14 protein-coding genes are annotated in these 16,834 nt (G+C 64.7%); 9 read left to right on the forward strand and 5 right to left on the reverse strand.

Annotation, left to right across the window (positions count from 1 at the left end):
- Positions 1-8: 8 nt before the first annotated feature.
- Both F600_RS27685 and F600_RS0109855 read right to left on the reverse strand, forming a co-directional pair.
- A complete protein-coding gene (locus tag F600_RS27685; RefSeq protein WP_018160446.1) occupies positions 9-1,817 on the reverse strand; it encodes a protein kinase domain-containing protein in 1,809 nt (602 codons plus the stop codon).
- 6 nt (positions 1,818-1,823) lie between these two features.
- The gene (locus tag F600_RS0109855) at positions 1,824-2,336 is read right to left on the reverse strand and encodes a hypothetical protein (RefSeq protein WP_018160447.1); all 513 of its coding nucleotides are present in this window, start codon (positions 2,334-2,336) and stop codon (positions 1,824-1,826) included.
- A 141-nt stretch (positions 2,337-2,477) separates the two neighbouring features.
- Here F600_RS0109855 and F600_RS0109860 point away from each other — a divergent pair, with 141 nt between their 5' ends.
- From F600_RS0109860 to F600_RS0109900, 9 genes are all read left to right on the forward strand, one after another.
- Positions 2,478-4,241 carry an alpha/beta hydrolase gene (locus F600_RS0109860; protein ID WP_156024509.1) on the forward strand — a complete coding sequence of 588 codons (1,764 nt, stop codon included), beginning with the start codon at positions 2,478-2,480 and terminating at the stop codon, positions 4,239-4,241.
- Positions 4,241-4,816: a hypothetical protein gene (locus tag F600_RS0109865; RefSeq protein WP_018160449.1), complete on the forward strand. Its 576-nt coding sequence runs from the start codon at positions 4,241-4,243 to the stop codon at positions 4,814-4,816. Before F600_RS0109860 ends, F600_RS0109865 begins: the two co-directional genes overlap by 1 nt.
- Before the next feature lie 81 nt (positions 4,817-4,897).
- The gene (locus F600_RS0109870; RefSeq protein WP_018160450.1) at positions 4,898-5,782 is read left to right on the forward strand and encodes a metal ABC transporter solute-binding protein, Zn/Mn family; all 885 of its coding nucleotides are present in this window, start codon (positions 4,898-4,900) and stop codon (positions 5,780-5,782) included.
- On the forward strand, positions 5,779-6,627 hold the full coding sequence (locus F600_RS27690) for a metal ABC transporter ATP-binding protein (protein ID WP_018160451.1): 849 nt from the start codon (positions 5,779-5,781) through the stop codon (positions 6,625-6,627). The genes F600_RS0109870 and F600_RS27690 overlap by 4 nt, the downstream gene beginning before the upstream one ends.
- The gene (locus tag F600_RS0109880) at positions 6,624-7,490 is read left to right on the forward strand and encodes a metal ABC transporter permease (protein WP_018160452.1); all 867 of its coding nucleotides are present in this window, start codon (positions 6,624-6,626) and stop codon (positions 7,488-7,490) included. The genes F600_RS27690 and F600_RS0109880 overlap by 4 nt, the downstream gene beginning before the upstream one ends.
- 74 nt (positions 7,491-7,564) lie before the next feature.
- Positions 7,565-10,198, forward strand: a complete 2,634-nt coding sequence (locus F600_RS0109885; protein ID WP_026306363.1) for a transglutaminase domain-containing protein — start codon at positions 7,565-7,567, stop codon at positions 10,196-10,198.
- 2 nt (positions 10,199-10,200) lie between these two features.
- Positions 10,201-11,160 carry an AAA family ATPase gene (locus tag F600_RS0109890; RefSeq protein ID WP_245541517.1) on the forward strand — a complete coding sequence of 320 codons (960 nt, stop codon included), beginning with the start codon at positions 10,201-10,203 and terminating at the stop codon, positions 11,158-11,160.
- Between the two features lie 5 nt (positions 11,161-11,165).
- Positions 11,166-12,332 carry a DUF58 domain-containing protein gene (locus tag F600_RS27695; RefSeq protein WP_018160454.1) on the forward strand — a complete coding sequence of 389 codons (1,167 nt, stop codon included), beginning with the start codon at positions 11,166-11,168 and terminating at the stop codon, positions 12,330-12,332.
- A gap of 92 nt (positions 12,333-12,424) precedes the next feature.
- Positions 12,425-12,919, forward strand: coding sequence for a hypothetical protein (locus F600_RS0109900; RefSeq protein ID WP_156024510.1), 495 nt, complete (start codon positions 12,425-12,427; stop codon positions 12,917-12,919).
- A 328-nt stretch (positions 12,920-13,247) separates the two neighbouring features.
- On the opposite strand, the gene F600_RS0109910 is transcribed toward F600_RS0109900, so the two are convergent.
- From F600_RS0109910 to cysS, 3 genes are all read right to left on the reverse strand, one after another.
- A complete protein-coding gene (locus tag F600_RS0109910; RefSeq protein ID WP_018160456.1) occupies positions 13,248-14,177 on the reverse strand; it encodes a LysR family transcriptional regulator in 930 nt (309 codons plus the stop codon).
- A gap of 268 nt (positions 14,178-14,445) precedes the next feature.
- Positions 14,446-15,405, reverse strand: coding sequence for a 23S rRNA (guanosine(2251)-2'-O)-methyltransferase RlmB (rlmB, locus tag F600_RS0109915; RefSeq protein ID WP_026306365.1), 960 nt, complete (start codon positions 15,403-15,405; stop codon positions 14,446-14,448).
- A complete protein-coding gene (gene cysS, locus F600_RS0109920; protein WP_018160458.1) occupies positions 15,405-16,799 on the reverse strand; it encodes a cysteine--tRNA ligase in 1,395 nt (464 codons plus the stop codon). Before cysS ends, rlmB begins: the two co-directional genes overlap by 1 nt.
- Positions 16,800-16,834 lie beyond the last annotated feature (35 nt).

Consider the following 16,834-nt stretch of genomic DNA (forward strand, 5'->3'; position numbering starts at 1 on the left):
CGCTGCGGTCAGGATGCCGGCAACGTCACCGCCACGACGCGGTTGCGCTGAGAGTCGACGAGGTACACGGTCCCATCGTCAGACACGGTGACTCCGGCGGCGCCTTGTGCGACCTTGTCGACGACCGTGCTACCCACTAGGCCGGTCAGGCGAATCAGCGCGTTGGTGCCGTGTTCAGCGACATACAAGTCGCTATCGTGGAATGCGATTCCGATTGGTTCGGACAGACCAGTCTTGACGGATTGTCCGTTCACGCCGAGGCGCACGATTCGTCCATCGCCCGGCTCGGATACCGCGACCTCGCCGTTCGCGACGGCGATCCCGACCGGGCCCTGAAGTCCGGTGAATGGCAACGTCCGGACGGGTTCTCCGGGTCGCCACGCGAGCACCCGCCGGTTGCCGGTATCGGTGACGAACAGCTCGCCACTTGCGCTCGTCGCGACTCCGGATGGACGCCGGAGCGGCCCGAGATCGACGGTCTGTTGGGTGTGACCATCCCAGGACACCACGCGGTCGTTCTTGGTATCGGCGACGAAAACCGTACCGTCGGTCCCGACGGCAACGGCAGCTGGTTCGCGCAACGCGGTGAGCCCGAGAACCTGCTGACGGCGGGTTGTCGTGTCGAAAACGACGATGCGGTTGTTTGACGTGTCGGCGATGTAGAGCGTGCCGCTGCGCGTGGAATCGATCCCCACCGGGAAATTGAGGCCCGTTATCGGAACCGTCGACACCGTTGGTGCGGGGGTATCGCGCGTGGCGATCCATATTGAGAGAGCCGCGATGCACATCACGAGCGCGGCAACGGTGACACCGATCCGTCGCCAGACTCCGCGCCGCGCCGGTCGTGGCGTTGGCAGCCGGTCGGGAGAAGGCTCCGGCACCGCGACCGAAATGGTTTCCGGCGCTGACGACGACCCCCGGATTGAGGTGATATGTCTGGCCGTCACATCCGATTCAGCCGGGACCGAGCCAAGCGACTGGAAGGCGCGCACGATCGCGTCACTGAATTGACGGCACGTGGAGAAGCGGGCGGCCGGGTCCTTCGCCAACGCGACCGACATCGCCGGATCGAACATACGCAGCCGGGGGTCGAGGTCCCCGAGTCGTGGAGGTGGCGTGTGTAGCTGAGAATTCATCACGCTGACCTGATCACCCATGAAGGGCGGACGCCCGATGAGCAGCTGAAAGAACGTGCAAGCCAGTGAGTACTGATCGGCACTGGGGCCGAGCGAATCGCCTCGGATCTGCTCCGGAGCGCAGTACGGCATGCTGCCGAAAACGAAACCGGTACCGGTCAGCGGCGATGCGTCGGCCATGCTCTTCGCAATCCCGAAGTCGGCCAGCAGGACATGGACATCGTCCCCCGGGGTGGAGGTCTCGCGAATGAGGATGTTCGACGGCTTCACATCCCGATGGAGAACTCCTTGACCGTGGGCGAAATCCAACGCCTGGGCCGTTGCGGAAATGACTTGAACGGCCAGTTTGGGGTCGAAGTGTGCTCGGCGCGAAGTGATCAACGCGTCTGCGCCGGGCACGTACTGCATCGCGATCCACATGTAACCATCGGTCTCGCCACGGTCGAAGACCACCACGATATTGGGGTGTTCGAGCCGGGCGGCGTGGTCTGCCTCGAGTCGAAATCGAACCCGTGCATCGACTGTGCTGTCCAGCTTGTCGCTCAGGATCTTCAGTGCCACTTTGCGAGGGAGATTCGGGTGGGTCGCGAGGTAGACCGCGGCCATGCCACCCCGCCCGATCGGGCCTTCGATGGTGTAACCCGCGAATATCTCACCCGGTCGCAGGTCCCGCGAAAACACTCCTGATCAGCGGTATTCGTATCGAACTGTCGGCGGCGTCGCGATGTAGGTGAGCAGCAGCAGGATCGAGATGCCCATGGCACCCCAGATCAGGCTGTCACCGAGCGCCGACCAGTTGCCCTGAACGAGGATCGGCAGCACGGTCACCGAGACCATGGCGAGCGCGCCGAGGCCGATGAAGAAACCGTTGGCCGTGCCCTTCGGCATTCCGACGATCAGGAGCGCGAGCAGTCCACTCGCAACGAACGTCATGACCGCGCCCATGATCCCGTTCAGCATCCAGTCACCGCTGAGACGGAACCATTCCGGCGGGAGCGCCCGGAAGATCGAGTTGACGATGACCGTCATGATCCCGCCGACACCGAAGACGACGAGAGCACTCATGATCGTGCCGATGGCGTATCGCGTCCAGTCGACGTAGACACCCGTGCCCACACCTCGTTGCGGCTGGTTGGGCGGGTACTGCTGCGGCGACGAGAACTGCCGCGTCGGATCGTATGGATCCTGCCCGTAAGACATTCCTCTCACCTTCCTTCTGGCCGACAAATACATCCAGCGCCACAAGGATGCCCGAATACTCGCAAGACGTGCACTGATAGGGCACTTTTGTGACCGGGAAGGAACCAAACGATCGCGGCAGCCGTCAGTTCAGGCGTGATCGTGACACTCGCTGACGTCGAGAAATGGAACCCCGAGGCGATTCGGGAGGTCTTCCGGGCCGCCGGACGAGGCGGAACCGCGGTGGAGGATGCCAGCCGGACGCTGGGCAGTCTGCCCTTCGCCGGGTGGGGCGGTGATGCGGCCGCGGCGGCAAGTAATTCGAACGACCGCCTCCGCCACGATCTCGACGCCCACGGCACAGTGATGAAAGTCGTTGCGGCGGCTGCGGAAAAGGCCGCTGACGACGTCGCCCTGCTGCGCCGCAAACTCTCGCTGCTGCATTCGGACGCCGACGCCTGGGGTTACGCGGTCGACGCGGCGACGAACTCCGTGCAGCCGACACGGGAAACGAAGGAGTCACTGGGTGCCGAACTCCAAGATCGAATTCGGGCGTTGCTCGCCGAAGCAGATGACGTCGACGACCGGCTCGCGCGCACGATCGACTACGCCGACGGGGACATCGACATCCCACCGTTCCACGCCGACGTGCAATCGATTCTCGACGGTCGCTCGACACCTCCCAATGATCCAGCCGCGTTCCACGACTGGTGGTCACAGCTGTCCCGGGAAGAGAAGGACGCCCTGTGGGAGCACGACCAGTACCTCGGGAATCACGGCGGCATGCCGGCGGAGGATCGCGATCACTACAACCGCCGCAAGCTTGACGACGAACTGACCCGGAGCGCGATGGCCCACAGCGAGGTCGAGATTCTCGAAAAGGCACATCCGGACTGGGCGCGCGGCGAGAACATTCCCGGCATCAAAATGGCCGATCGTGGCGACTACTACCAGTTCCTGTCCCACCTGTCGGACGCTCGAGGGCGCGCGAAGGACTATGACGATCTCCGCGCGACGAAGGAACAACTCGACCCGAACCGCGCGGACCGCACCGGCGAGACGCATCCCGACCGGCTGCTCCTCGTTCTCGACACCGCGACCGGAGACCGGCCACACGTCGCGATCGCACAGGGCAACCCCGACACCGCGGACAACGTCGCCACCTATGTTCCCGGTACCGGCTCACGTCCGTCGAAGATGGGCGAAGACATGGTGCGCGTCGACTCGATGCACGACGCGGCGGTGGCGGCGGGTGGCGCAAAGACCTCGGTCATCGCCTGGTTTGGCTACGACGCACCGCAGGAAATCTACGGCGACGCACCCCAACGCGAGTACGCCGAGAAGGCTGCCCCACTGCTCGATCGTTTCCAGGAAGGCCTGCGGGGATCGCACATTGGGGAGCCGTCGGTGAACACCGTGATCGGCCACTCTTACGGCACCACAGTCGTCGGCGCGGCCGCCAGCGGTGGTCATGTGCTCGACGCGGATCAGGTCGTCTTCGTCGCTTCTCCCGGAACGATGGTCGACCATGCCGCGGACCTGCGACTGACCGGAATTGCACCCGCCGACATGGCCGACCATGTCTTCGCCACGAAAGCCGCGCACGATCCGGTTCCGCTGTATCCGATGGCGCACAACGGAGCCACGGTGCGGATCATCGAACACGGCGCCTCACTGCTTCCCGGCATCGGCGATGCGTTCACCGGCTTCTTCACCTACCAGGGGTTGACCACAGACGACTTCGGTGCCGACCCGACGGGCGCCGACTTCGGCGGCACGACCTTCTCGTCAGACCCCGGTACGGCGACCCGAATCGCCGGATTCGACACCTACAACCCGGCCGCGCACAGCGAGTACTGGACCGAGCACAACGCCGCGCTGCAGAACATGGGCAGCATCATCGCCGGGCATGGAAAAGTGAACTGATGCGAACTTGGGGAATGCTGACAATCGCAGCAGCCCTGACGATCTCGGGTTGCAGCCCAGGTACGGTCGCGACCCCTGCTGCGACGTCGACGATCCCGACGTCGAATTCGAAATCGACACTCACCGAACGCCAGGTCGTACAGAAGGCAGCGCGGTATCTCACTGCGGCCGTCGACTCGTTGCCGTCGACCGCGTACTTCGCGGTCGAACTCGCCGAGAACCCGCCGTTTGAGCCCTCTAGGGAAAAGTGCTGGTCGGGCTCGCACGCTCCGCCGGACCGGCCGCAACGAATCAAGCTCGGTTACTGGGTCGGTGGCATCGGCGCGACCGACGTCGAAGCATCCATCGACCGGCTGAGCGAAGCACTGGTCGCGCAGGGGTTCACGAAGCAACCGAACACTGCGGGGGCGGAGGCGACGTTCCGTTCCGCGGACGGCTTCACCATCGCGATCGACGACAACGAAGCCGGCGAGGACTCGCTGAGCATCATCGTGACGACGCCGTGCGTCGCCAAGTCGAACCTCGACAGCTCGGAATCGAGTGCACCAACCGAGATTCGGCACTCACATTCGTGACCGCGGCCGATTCGCTGCCGTCTGACACCTCCGCTACAGTGAAACGGTAATCGTTTTCATTATGGGTTTCTGGGGGTGTCTGTGCGTGCACGAATTCGAATCGGCTGCGTCGTTGCGCTCGCGTCGATCAGCGCACTGACGATGACGGGCTGCTCGACTGACACCGCAGGCAACGGCATGCCCGACGTGGTCGCCACCACCAACGTCTGGGGTTCGATCGCGGCCGCCGTCGCGGGCCCGGATGCGAAAGTCACCTCGCTCATCAGCGACCCCAGCGCCGATCCGCACTCGTTCGAACTCGGGGCGTCCCAGGCCGCGGACCTCTCCGACGCCGATCTCATCGTTTACAACGGTGGTGGCTACGACCCGTACGTCGATCAAGTGCTCGAGTCGTCACACGGCATCGCTCGCGTGAACGCCTTCGACCTACGCACCGACAAGTCCGACAACAACGAACACGTCTGGTTCGACTACGGGACTGTCGTGTCGGTGGTTCGCGGTATCGCCACCGCCCTGTCCGACAAGGACCCAGCGCACGCCTCCGGCTACCAGGAACGCGCCAAGCAGTTCGAGACCGACCTCCAGTCGATTCAGGATGACGTCAAGAAGATCACAGTCGCGCACGCGCACACTCCGATCACCGAGACCGAGCCAGTCCCCCACTACCTCGTGCAGGCGGCAAACCTCGACGACGTCACTCCCCTGGAGTTCCAGAAGGCGATCGAGGACGGCAACGATCCGTCACCGGCGTCGACCGCAGCGTTCCGCGATCTGCTCGACCACAAGCGCGCGAAGGTCCTCATCTACAACATCCAGGCCCAGGACAACAGCACCGAGGCGTTGCGCAAGATCGCGACCGCCGCGGGCGTGCACGTCGTCGAGATCACCGAAACGCTGCCGAAGGGTAAGTCGTACCTCGATTGGCAACGCGACACCGTCGCGCGCCTCGCGGCGGCCCTGTCATGAGTTCACGGCGCGCCGCAGACCATGTTTCGGCGACCGGCGTGGTCGAACTGACCGGCGCCGAAGTCAGGTTCGGCACGCGAACACTGTGGAGCGAGCTCGATCTCCACGTCGAGCCGGGTGAGTTCATCACGGTTCTCGGTGGCAATGGCACCGGCAAGACGACGCTGCTCAAGGTTCTCCTGGGACTGCTCCCACTGTCCGCCGGCACGGCGACGATCGCCGGCCGGCCGGCGACCACCGGCCACTCCGATGTCGGATACATCCCACAGCAGAAGTCCCTTGATGAGGCCTTGCCGCTGCGCGGGCGTGATCTCGTCGGGCTCGGCGTCGACGGACACCGTTGGGGTCTCGGGTTCTTACATCGGCAGAGCCGTCGAGCGATCGTCGATCGTCTCGTTGACGATGTCGGTGCGACCGCGTTCGCCGACCGCCCGCTCGGTCGGCTCTCCGGCGGTGAGCAACAGCGCCTTCGGGTCGCTGCGGCGCTCGCCGGCGATCCGAAGGTTCTCCTGTGCGACGAACCGCTGCTGAGCCTCGACCTGCCCAGCCAGCAGCTCGTAGCCGGGCTCATCAATCGACGCCGGAAGGTCGCGAACACCGCGGTTGTCTTCGTGACCCACGAGATCAATCCGGTTCTTCCGTACACCGATCGAGTTCTCTATCTCGCGAACGGCCGGTTCCGGCTGGGCACGCCGGACGAAGTCATCAACTCGAAGACGCTGTCGGACCTGTACCAAACGCATGTCGACGTCTTGAAGGTGCGCGGCCGCTACATCGTCATCGGCGCGGACGAGGAAACCTACGAGACCGGTCACCATCATCACCACCACGAGGAGCCGGCATGAACGACCGCCTCACCGACGTGCTGGTGAAGATGGTCGATTTCGGTACGACCGTCCATCTCCTCAACTACGCGTTCGTCCAGCAAGCACTCCTCGCCGCGGCGATCCTCGGACTGCTCGCGGGCGCTCTCGGACCGCTCATCATCAGCCGGCAGATGTCGTTCGCGGTGCACAGCACAAGCGAGTTGTCGCTCACGGGAGCTTCGGCGGCGCTGCTCGCGGGGGCCAGCGTCGGATTGGGTGCGATCGCCGGGTCGATCGTCGCGGCGATCCTGTTCGGAGTACTCGGCGCGAAGGCCAAAGAGCGCGACTCGGTGATCGGCGTCGTGCTGTCGTTCGGCCTGGGCCTGGCCGTGCTGTTCATGTGGCTGTATCCCGGCCGGACCGGGACGAGTTTCTCGCTGCTCATCGGCCAGATCGTCGGCGTCGGAACGAGCGGATTGCAGTTGCTCACGGCGTGCGCGATCGGCGTTGTCGCGGTGCTCGCGGTGATCTATCGGCCGCTGCTGTTCGCCAGCACTGATCCGGAGGTCGCCCTCGCCCGCGGGGTCCCCGTACGTGCGCTGTCGATCATCTTCGCGGTGCTCGTCGGTGTTGCCGCCGCGCTCGGTGTGCAGATCGTCGGCGCACTGCTCGTGCTGTCACTTCTCATCACTCCAGCGGCTGCGGCGGCCCGCGTCACGTCGCATCCGTTGTGGACGACGCTGCTCGCTGTTCTATTCGCGGAGACGGCGGCGGTTGGCGGGATTCTTCTCTCACTGGCCCCAGGCGTACCAGTTTCGAGCTTTGTGACGGCAATCTCATTTGTCATCTACCTGGCGTGTCGGGTGGTTGGCAGGCGACAGGACCGTCCGGCCCAGGTGTGACCTGCAGTTACTCCTCAGGACCTGCCGGTAAACTCGGCCACCGAGTCGGACCCGCATACGAACTGAGGAACTTCATGGCGTCAGAGCTGAAGCTTCAGCTGACGCGTCTGGCCGCCGTTGTGGTTCTGCTCGCGGCGGGCGTGGCGGCTTTCGGCACGACGTTCGCTCCGTACGGGTATGTCGTCGCCGGCAGTATCGGTGCCGTCGCCGGTCTAGCGATCGCAACCGTGCCAGTGCGGTGGGACGTTCGCGCCTTGCTGTTCTTCATTACCCTGCTGCTTCTTGGGCCGCTGGCGATGAACCGTGGCGACATTCTGCCCACACCGTCAAACATGCACGAGTTCGTGGTCCTGGGATTCACTGCGTGGGAACGTGTCGTCACGATCAACCTCCCGCAGGTCACCACACAGTTCGGGATGCTGGCGATCCCGTATGTCACCGCGTTCGCCGCCGCCTTTGCGGCCGGGTCGGCGATCCGGCGGAGCCACTTCGTCGCAGCCGTCTTCTTTGGCGCCGTGCCCTTGATCGTCGCGATTTCCCTCGGGACCACGAAAGCCTGGCATCCGGCGATCCTCGGATCCACCTTCGGAGTTGCCGTCGTCATGATGCTCGCGGTGAACCGTACGCGAGGCGCACACGGTGTGCTGTGGCGCACTACTCGACTCGTCGCGGCAGCCGCTGTACTGCTTGTGGCGGCAGGCGCAGGTTTCGCGTTTTCTCCGTTGATGGCCGGCAGTGATCGGCAGTTGGTTCGCAACTACATCACCGGAGATCTTCAGCCGTACGACTACCCGAGTCCGCTCGAGAAGCTTCGCAACTACCGCACCAACCTCAGCGGCACGACCCTCATGACGGTTTCCGACCTACCGGCCGACCAGCGAATTCGCGTGGCGACGATGGACCGATACGACGGGTTCGGGTATCGCGTGGCCGGCGGCCTGGACCCCGACAACACGATCACGGGTGTCTTCGGCCCATACACCTCCGCGACGCGGGCCGGATCCGAGGCCGCGACGGCCAACCTTCCGGCCGGCAGCTACGTCGACATTCATGTCGTCATCGACGGCTATCAGGACGTCTGGATCCCGGGACCTACCCGGATCAACTCGATCAACTGCTCCGGGCTACGCCGGCAGGACATCCTCGACGGTCTCTACTTCAACCAGTCGACCGGTACCGCCATGACGACGGTCGGCCTCAAGCGGGGAGACAGTCTCGACCTCGGCGGCACGGTCACTCGGAACTTTACCGACGCCGATCTCGCCACCGCCGCCTTCGCGAAGGTCGTATTGCCGCAAGACGTCATCCCGACCAAGGTCGCGGAGTGGGCGTCCGCAATTGCTGCACCCGCAGCCAGCCCGATCGACAAGGTGCGCGCGCTCGTGTCGTTCCTTCAGCGCGGTACGTACGCAGACGAGAAGACGGCGCCAGCCGGCCTCGACCAGGGAGCCATCGTCAACTTCCTGACCGCGCCGCAGCTGATCGGCACCGACGAGCAGTACGCCGTCACCATGGCCCTTATGGCCAAGTCTCTCGGCATTCCGGCGCGCGTGGTGACGGGATTCCGGGTCGAACCAGACGGAAAGACCGTCCTCGGCGGTGACGCCGACGCCTGGGTCGAGGTCGCCTTCGAAAACCTCGGCTGGGTGTCGTTCGATCCCTCGCCGCAGGCACCGCCGATGGGCGAGGCCCCGTCGGGTTCTGCACAGGACACCTCGTCGTCAGCCGCACAGAACGAGGACAAACCCCAGGACTCGCTTCCGCCACCTCCGCCAGAGCAGGTCCCACCATATGTGCCGCCACCTTCGCCGTGGCTTCCGCTGTGGTACGTGCTGCGGGTCGTGCGGGAGGCCGCCGTCTTCCTCGCAGTCCCGATAGCCGCGGCCCTGATCGTCGTCGCGACAAAGTCATTGCGCCGACGCCGCCGGCGTTCGCTCCCGGATCCACTGCAGCGCATCTACGCGGGCTGGCACGACGTCGCCGACACGGCAATCGATCTCGGTATGGCGCGCCACGGTGGAACACGGTTGGAGACGGCCGCCCGCGCCCGAGCCGTGACGACGGAACTAGAACCACTGGCCCGTTTCGCGGATGCCGGCGCCTTCGCGCCCACCGTTCCCGACGAAGCCGTTGCCGACGAATTCTGGACCGCGGTCGACGGCTGGCGTGACGACTTGCGCCGGACCGCGCCGGCCGCACAATGGTTGCGCCAGGCAACCAGCGTCCGATCGCTGACTCCGGCACGCCGGGCGCGCGCGGTGTGGCGAGTCCCGACATTGCCCTGGACGTCGCGGGTCCTCGCTTCTGTCCTCGACTACGCACTCTTCGCCGGCTTGGTCGCGGCGCCGATCACGCTCGCCGCACGGTATGTCGACGGCTGGCCCATCGCCCTCTGGCTCGCGGTCGGCATCGCTGGATCGAGCCTCAATCTGTTGTCGACTGCGGCGACGGGCCAGTCGGTCGGCAAGCGGTTGTTCAACGTACGCACCGTCACGGTCTCGTCGAGGCGGCATGCACACCCTCGCCTGACGGTGCCGACGGTGGTTGCCCGGGCAATCGTTCATTGCCTCCTCTTAGCGCTGGCACTCGCGGGCCTGTGGTCCGTTCTGCTGCGCAGCGATCGTCGCGGCTGGCATGACCTCCTGACCGGTACCGAGGTCGTGGCCGCCGACGACGCGATGATTCTGAAAGAAGGGAACTCACTGTGAGCATGACTCCGGATCAGGCGTTGCGATTTGCCTCGACGTTCGACAAGTTGGCGGTGAACATCAGCCAGGCTGTCTTGGGCAAACCGGTGGCGGTACGCCTTGTGCTGACGGCTCTGTTTGCCGAGGGACATGTCCTTCTCGAGGACACCCCGGGTACCGGAAAGACCTTGCTGGCGCGAGCACTCGCCGCGACCGTCGACAGCACACACAACCGAATTCAGTTCACCCCCGACCTGCTGCCCAGCGACGTCACCGGTACCGAGATCTACAACCAGAAGACCGGCGACTTCAGCTACCACCGCGGGCCCGTCTTCGCATCGATCGTTCTCGCTGACGAGATCAACCGGGCCTCACCCAAGACGCAATCAGCGTTGCTCGAGGTGATGGAGGAATCCCAGGTGACCGTCGATGGCAAGGCCCACCACGTCGGGCGGCCGTTCATGGTCATCGCAACGCAGAACCCGATCGAACAGGCCGGCACGTATCCCCTTCCGGAAGCCCAGCTCGACCGATTCCTGATCAAGACGTCGATCGGATTCCCGGACATCGCCGCGACCGTCGACATCCTGTCCGGCGCGGCGATTCGCGACCGGTCGGCAGCCATAAAGCCCATCATCTCGGGCGCCGAAGCCGCGAAAATGGCCGAGATGGCCGCGACCGTTCACCTCGAACCGGCAGTGCTTGAATACATCGCCCGACTCGCCGAGGCGACCCGGACAGCGGCCGAAACTCGCGTCGGCGTCAGCGTGCGTGGAGGCGTGGCTCTGGTCCGTGCGGCACGGGTACTGGCCGCCGCCCAAGGTCGTCACTATCTGATCCCGGACGACGTGAAGGCGCTGGTCGGGCCAGTGTGGGCCCACCGCCTGATCTTGCACCCGGAGGTCGAATTCGAAGGCGTCACCGCCGAGTCGGTGCTCGGACGCGTCCTCAGTCAAGTGCCGGCGCCGAAGGAACGCGCCTAATCGCCATGAACCGGTCAAAGGCCTTCAACGCACCTCTCGCGACGACACTCGGTCTCATCGGGGCCGTTTGCCTCATCATCGGCCTGGCGTTGTCGTGGGCGGAATTGGCGACGGCCGGAGTTACCGTTCTTGCCGCACTGGCAATCTGCTTGCTCTTTCTCATCGGAATCCCCGCTCCGCAGGTGTCGACCTCCGTCGCCCGAACGCGCGTCTCCCTTGGTGAACCGACCGTGGTCTCGGTGCGCGCCCGCAGCCGCATCCCACTGCTGTCGAGCCGCGTGGAACTCCCGGTCACCGACGGTTCTGGTCGCACCATCGCCGTGCACTCCGTACGCGGACGCAGGCGCCGAGCAACGCGTCAGATACCGGTGTCGACCGATCGTCGCGGTGTCCTCACGATCGGGCCAGCTCGCATTCTGCGAAGAGACCCAATCGGCATTTTCAGCAGCGAGACCCTCCTCACCGAGCCGACACAGGTCATCGTTCACCCGCACACAACACTCCTCGACCCCGTGACCGCCGGCTTTCTGCGCGACATGGACGGCGACCCCACCGGCCGGATCTCGGACTCGACAGTGGCGTTCCATGGCCTGCGCGATTACATTCCCGGCGACGACCCCCGATCGGTCCACTGGCGGTCGACCGCTCGCACCGGACGCCTCACCGTCCGCGAACACGAGGAGACTCGGCGTTGGCATCTCGCAGTTGGGCTATCGACCGCCGACGAATACGCCTCGAGTGCGGAGTTCGAGCTCGCTGTGTCGGTCGCGGCCTCGCTCGGTGTTCATGCGCTGACATACGGGCGCGAACTGACGGTTGTGACCAACGACCGCCGACTGTCCGCACTCTCGCGCAACCCGCTGCTGGACGAGTTTGCGTCCGTTGAGCGCACCAACCGACCAACCACTGTTGTGGACCTCGCCCGCGACGTGGCGAAAGCCAGTTTCCGAGCGTCGATCATCACCATCATCACCGGCTCGAAGGTGACCCCGTCACAGCTCAAGGTCGCCCGCTCCCGCCTTCCGTCCGGCGTGACGACCTTCGTGTTGCGCGTGCGCACCGGCGCGCGGGCCGGTCGCCGCCAGGTCGGCGACATCCCGGTGATCTCGATCGGAAAGCTCGACCATCTGTCTCGGGCGATCCGCAGTCTCGCGCCGGGCTCGCAGTCTTGATCAGGCCTTAACAGAAAAGCCGCGGTGTTTGGGCTGCACGAAGGCCGATCGCACGCGACAATCCTCACGTTGCTCAACGAGAGGTGGATCTGATGACCGAGTCGCCGTCTGTCGCCGGCAAGGCCGTGCTGGGTGGACTTGTAGCCGCTGCGGTGGTTGTTCTCGTCGGAGTGGATGCCTGGAATCACTCGAGCTCGGACGAGTCCAGTTCCGCCAGCGCCGCGTCGACGACCACGTCTGCCGCGCCCGCCCCGGCGACGTGCGGAAACCCCCGCACAGTGACCGTCGAGGGCTCGACCCCGGTCGTGTGGGAGTTGGTGCGGGTATCGGATTCCGCGACCTCCGCCTGCCCTCGAGTGACGCTGTACAAGGACAAGGCACCGCAGTCCAATTTCGAACTTCCCGCTGGAGTCACCTTCGTCGATGGCGACGGCGCATTGTTCAGCTACCGCGACGGTTCAGAGGCGAAGGCCGAGGACCAGACCGTTCCGAATTCGAACCTGTCGGGGGTCTGGCTCATTGCCCAGACTTCGGACGGCCACACCGTTTCGGCGAACCTTGCCGATGGACAACTCAAGCTCGGCTGACATTCCCGGGTCAAACCCGCGCTCATTTTGTCCTTCGAACTGTGTAATTACTCTGACAATTGGTGTCGACTGCTTCCGCATGGGAACCACCACAACAAATTGATGAGCCTTCAACCAACAATGCAGATTGAACGCAGAGAAACTTCTGCGGACACACGTGCAGAGTTAGGACCGAAGAATGGTTCTCATCGCGATTGTGGTCACCGTCTGGTTCGTATTTTCGATACCGGCGGCGGTGATTTTCGCGGCCATTGCGTCGGGTGGAAAGCGGATCGGTGACGTCGCGGAGCCGCAGGGTGTGCCCAGCAACGAACTCGCGCCCGTACCCTCACGCGCTCGCCGCAGCACTGCCTTCCGCGGCGGCGAAGAAGGACTGCATCATCCCGATCACCGAGGACAGCGGAAGACGGTATTCGCCGCGTCGTAAGTCGGCATAGAACCACGCCAACGGCACGTTCTCGAGCTCGATCGCGCGTAGGTACGGCGGCAACTGGCCGGCAAGGACCCTCGGAATGACGGTTACCGCAGTGCCGGAACCGAGAAATCTGGCGATGGCCGCGACGTCCGTCGCCGGAATCTCGACAAGCCTCGCATGGGCCCGATCCCGCACGTCACCGAGACACCACGGACTCATCCACTCGGCCGCCAACGCCGAATTGACCAGCATCGGAAGTCTCGAGAACTCCTCTACCGGAACAGAACCCGCTCCGGCCAGCGGATGGCTGGCGGCGACCAGACCCAATCGATGAATCGGAGCGAGGCGTACCGACTCGATCCGGGGATGCTGGGACGGCGCGGGCGAAAGCGCGACGTCCACGGCACGATCGAGCAGATCAGTGGCAATCCGATCGAACGGCACCTCGACATTCTTGAGATCGATCCCCGGATGCATCGCACCCAATGAGGCCGAGATCGCTTCGAAGCCGGCCAGAATCTGCGGCGCGACCCGCCCGGCGCCGGCCGGGACGGCCAAGGTGAGCGCACTTCGTCCACCCTGCGCGTGCGTGATTCGCTGCAGATTTCGAGCGTGCGCAAGGAGATCGTCCGCCGACTGGGCGAAACGTTCGCCGGCATCGGTGAGTCCGAGAACGCCGGCAGTGGACCGTTCGACAAGCGTCACGCCCAGTTGCTGCTCGAGCCGCTGGATTCGCTTGGTCAGCGCGGAACTCGTCATGTGCAACCGCTCAGCCGCACGACGGTAGTGCTTTGCCTCGACCAGAATCAGGAAGCTCTCCACCGCAGCCAGGTCGAGATCCACAGACGCCTCCGTATCGCCATCAAGTACCTCGCCTCGAATTTACCGCTGAAGCCGAGTAACCAATATGCGCTCACCGATCAATCAGATCAATAACGGAATTGTCCTGTGTTCACCTGACAGTTTGACGCACGACGAATGGGAGGCGGCCCCGAACCAGCCTTTCAGCTAATTCGGAGCACAAGCCCCCGTTTAATACGGACATTTCGATTTGATTCCCGGCCGGAATCAACGCGCGAAAAACAGAGCTACGTCGAGCGAAACAAAGGCGCTAGCCAAGCCGGCGCTGACGCGCGACTTCCGCAAGCACAACACCGGCCGCCACCGAAGCGTTGAGCGATTCGACGGGCCCGGCCATCGGAATGCTGAGAATGCTGTCGCACGTCTCTCGGACGAGCCGGGAAAGACCCTTGCCCTCCGAACCGACCACGACGACAACTCCGGTCGTACCGTCGTACTCGTCCAGCGTCACGTCGCTGTCCGCATCGAGCCCGACGATCTGCAAACCAGCCTCCGCGAAGTCCTTCAGGGTCCGGGTCAGGTTCGTCGCCTTCGCCACCTTCAGGCGCGCGGCCGCACCCGCCGACGTCCGCCAGGCGACCGCCGTCACCGAGGCGCTACGGCGCTGCGGAATGACCACTCCGTGGCCGCCGAACGCGGCGACCGAGCGGATGACGGCTCCCAGGTTGCGCGGGTCCGAGATGTTGTCGAGCGCGACGATCAGAGCCGGCTCACCCGACTCGCGGGCAGCACGGAGCAGGTCTTCCGGGTGCGCGTACTCGTACGGCGGCACCTGCAGCGCGATGCCCTGATGCATTCCGTTCGAGCTCATGCGGTCGAGTTCGGGCTTCTGCGCCTCGAGCACGGCAAGGCCGCGGTTGGCGGCGATCTGCACAGCCTCGGTCACCCGCTCGTCCGGCTCGGCACCGACCTGAACGTAGAGCGCCATCGCTGGGATCTTTGCGCGGAGGCACTCGAGGACCGGGTTCCGGCCGAGCACCATCTCCGGGCCATCTTCGAGCTTCTTCGCGATGAACTTCTTCCGCGCGTCAACCTTCTTCGCGACGACCTTGGCCTTGCGCGCGGCGGGGTGATGCGGCCGCTCTTCGGCCTTGGGAGTCGCGCCGCGGCCTTCGAGTCCGCGTCGACGCTGTCCGCCGGAGCCGACGACCGACCCCTTCTTGGTTCCGGTCTTGCGAACCGCGCCCCTGCGAGAGGAATTGCCGGCCATCAGTGGTCCTTCCTTAGCGACCATTCCGGACCAGCCGGTGTGTCGGTTACTTCGATTCCAGCACGGGTCAGGCGATTCCGAATCTCATCGGCTACCGCCCAGTTCTTTTCCGCCTTGGCGGCGGCGCGGCGCTCGAGCTCGGCCGAGACCAGAACGTCGAGTGCAGACATCGCGTGATCGGCCGCATCCCCATCGACAGCCCAATGTGGGTCGAGGGGATCGACGCCGAGGATGGCGAGCATTCCGCGGACCGACGCGGCGATCTCTACGGCGTCGTTGAGGCGGCCGGCGTCGAGCGCCTTGTTCCCCTCACGCACCTGGCCGTGGATCTCGGCAAGCGCCTTCGGCACCGCGAGATCGTCTTCGAGCGCGTCGGCAAAGGCCTCGGTCCACGAACCGACCTTGACCTCACCGGCACGATCGGCGACTTTCAGCACAAAGCTCTCGAGGCCCTGGTACGACTTCGCCGCCATTTCGAGCGCGGCATCGGAGTACTCCAGCATCGAGCGGTAGTGCGCGCTGCCGAGGTAGAACCGCAGTTCCTGCGCACGCACGCGCTTGAGGACGTTGGGCACGGACAGCACGTTGCCGAGCGACTTCGACATCTTCTCGCCGCCCATGGTGACCCAGCCGTTGTGCAGCCAGTACCGCGCGAATTCGTCGCCGGCGCCGTGCGCCTGCGCGATCTCGTTCTCGTGATGCGGGAAGACGAGATCGAGTCCACCGCAGTGGATATCGAACACTCGCCCGAGGTACGTACGGGCCATCGCAGAGCACTCGAGGTGCCAGCCCGGGCGGCCCGGACCCCACGGGGTGTCCCAGAACGGCTCCCCCGGCTTCGCGGCCTTCCACATCGTGAAGTCGGCCGGGTCACGCTTCCCCTCGCCGGCGCTCTCACCCTGATGAACGTCGTCGAGCTTCTGGCCGGACAGGGTTCCGTAATCAGCGTTGCTGCGGACGGCGTAGTAGACGTTGCCTTCGGACGCGTAGCCGTGCCCGTTGTCGATGATCTCCTGCATGTACTGGATCATCTGCGGGATGAAACCGGTGGCGCGCGGCTCGTACGACGGGGGCATCACGCCCAGCACGTCGTACGCGCGCGTGAAGGCGCGCTCATAGGTCGCGGCCCATTCCCACCATGGTCGACCAGCGTCGGCGGCCTTGTTGAGGATCTTGTCGTCGATGTCGGTGACATTGCGGATGAATGCAACATCGTTGCCCTGCGCGAGCAGCCAACGACGCAGGACGTCGAACGCGACGCCGCTCCGGAGATGCCCGATATGCGGTTCACCCTGCACTGTGGCGCCACACAGGTAGATCGACACATGACCCGGCTGCACGGGAACGAAATCCCGCAGCGATCGAGAGTTGGTGTCGAACAGGCGCAAAGTCACTGGTAGATCGTACCGGAGCGGCGACACGTGCCCGT

The organism is Smaragdicoccus niigatensis DSM 44881 = NBRC 103563, assembly GCF_000380645.1.
GTDB lineage: Bacteria > Actinomycetota > Actinomycetes > Mycobacteriales > Mycobacteriaceae > Smaragdicoccus > Smaragdicoccus niigatensis.

Coding starts and splice junctions, on each gene's coding strand:
- rlmB (WP_026306365.1), bottom strand. CDS start 15,405: ATGGCCGGCAATTCCTCTCGCAGGGGCGCGGTTCGCAAGACCGGAACC.
- F600_RS0109865 (WP_018160449.1), top strand. CDS start 4,241: ATGCGAACTTGGGGAATGCTGACAATCGCAGCAGCCCTGACGATCTCG.
- F600_RS0109880 (WP_018160452.1), top strand. CDS start 6,624: ATGAACGACCGCCTCACCGACGTGCTGGTGAAGATGGTCGATTTCGGT.
- F600_RS0109900 (WP_156024510.1), top strand. CDS start 12,425: ATGACCGAGTCGCCGTCTGTCGCCGGCAAGGCCGTGCTGGGTGGACTT.
- F600_RS0109855 (WP_018160447.1), bottom strand. CDS start 2,336: ATGTCTTACGGGCAGGATCCATACGATCCGACGCGGCAGTTCTCGTCG.
- F600_RS0109885 (WP_026306363.1), top strand. CDS start 7,565: ATGGCGTCAGAGCTGAAGCTTCAGCTGACGCGTCTGGCCGCCGTTGTG.
- F600_RS27695 (WP_018160454.1), top strand. CDS start 11,166: ATGAACCGGTCAAAGGCCTTCAACGCACCTCTCGCGACGACACTCGGT.
- F600_RS0109890 (WP_245541517.1), top strand. CDS start 10,201: ATGACTCCGGATCAGGCGTTGCGATTTGCCTCGACGTTCGACAAGTTG.
- F600_RS27690 (WP_018160451.1), top strand. CDS start 5,779: ATGAGTTCACGGCGCGCCGCAGACCATGTTTCGGCGACCGGCGTGGTC.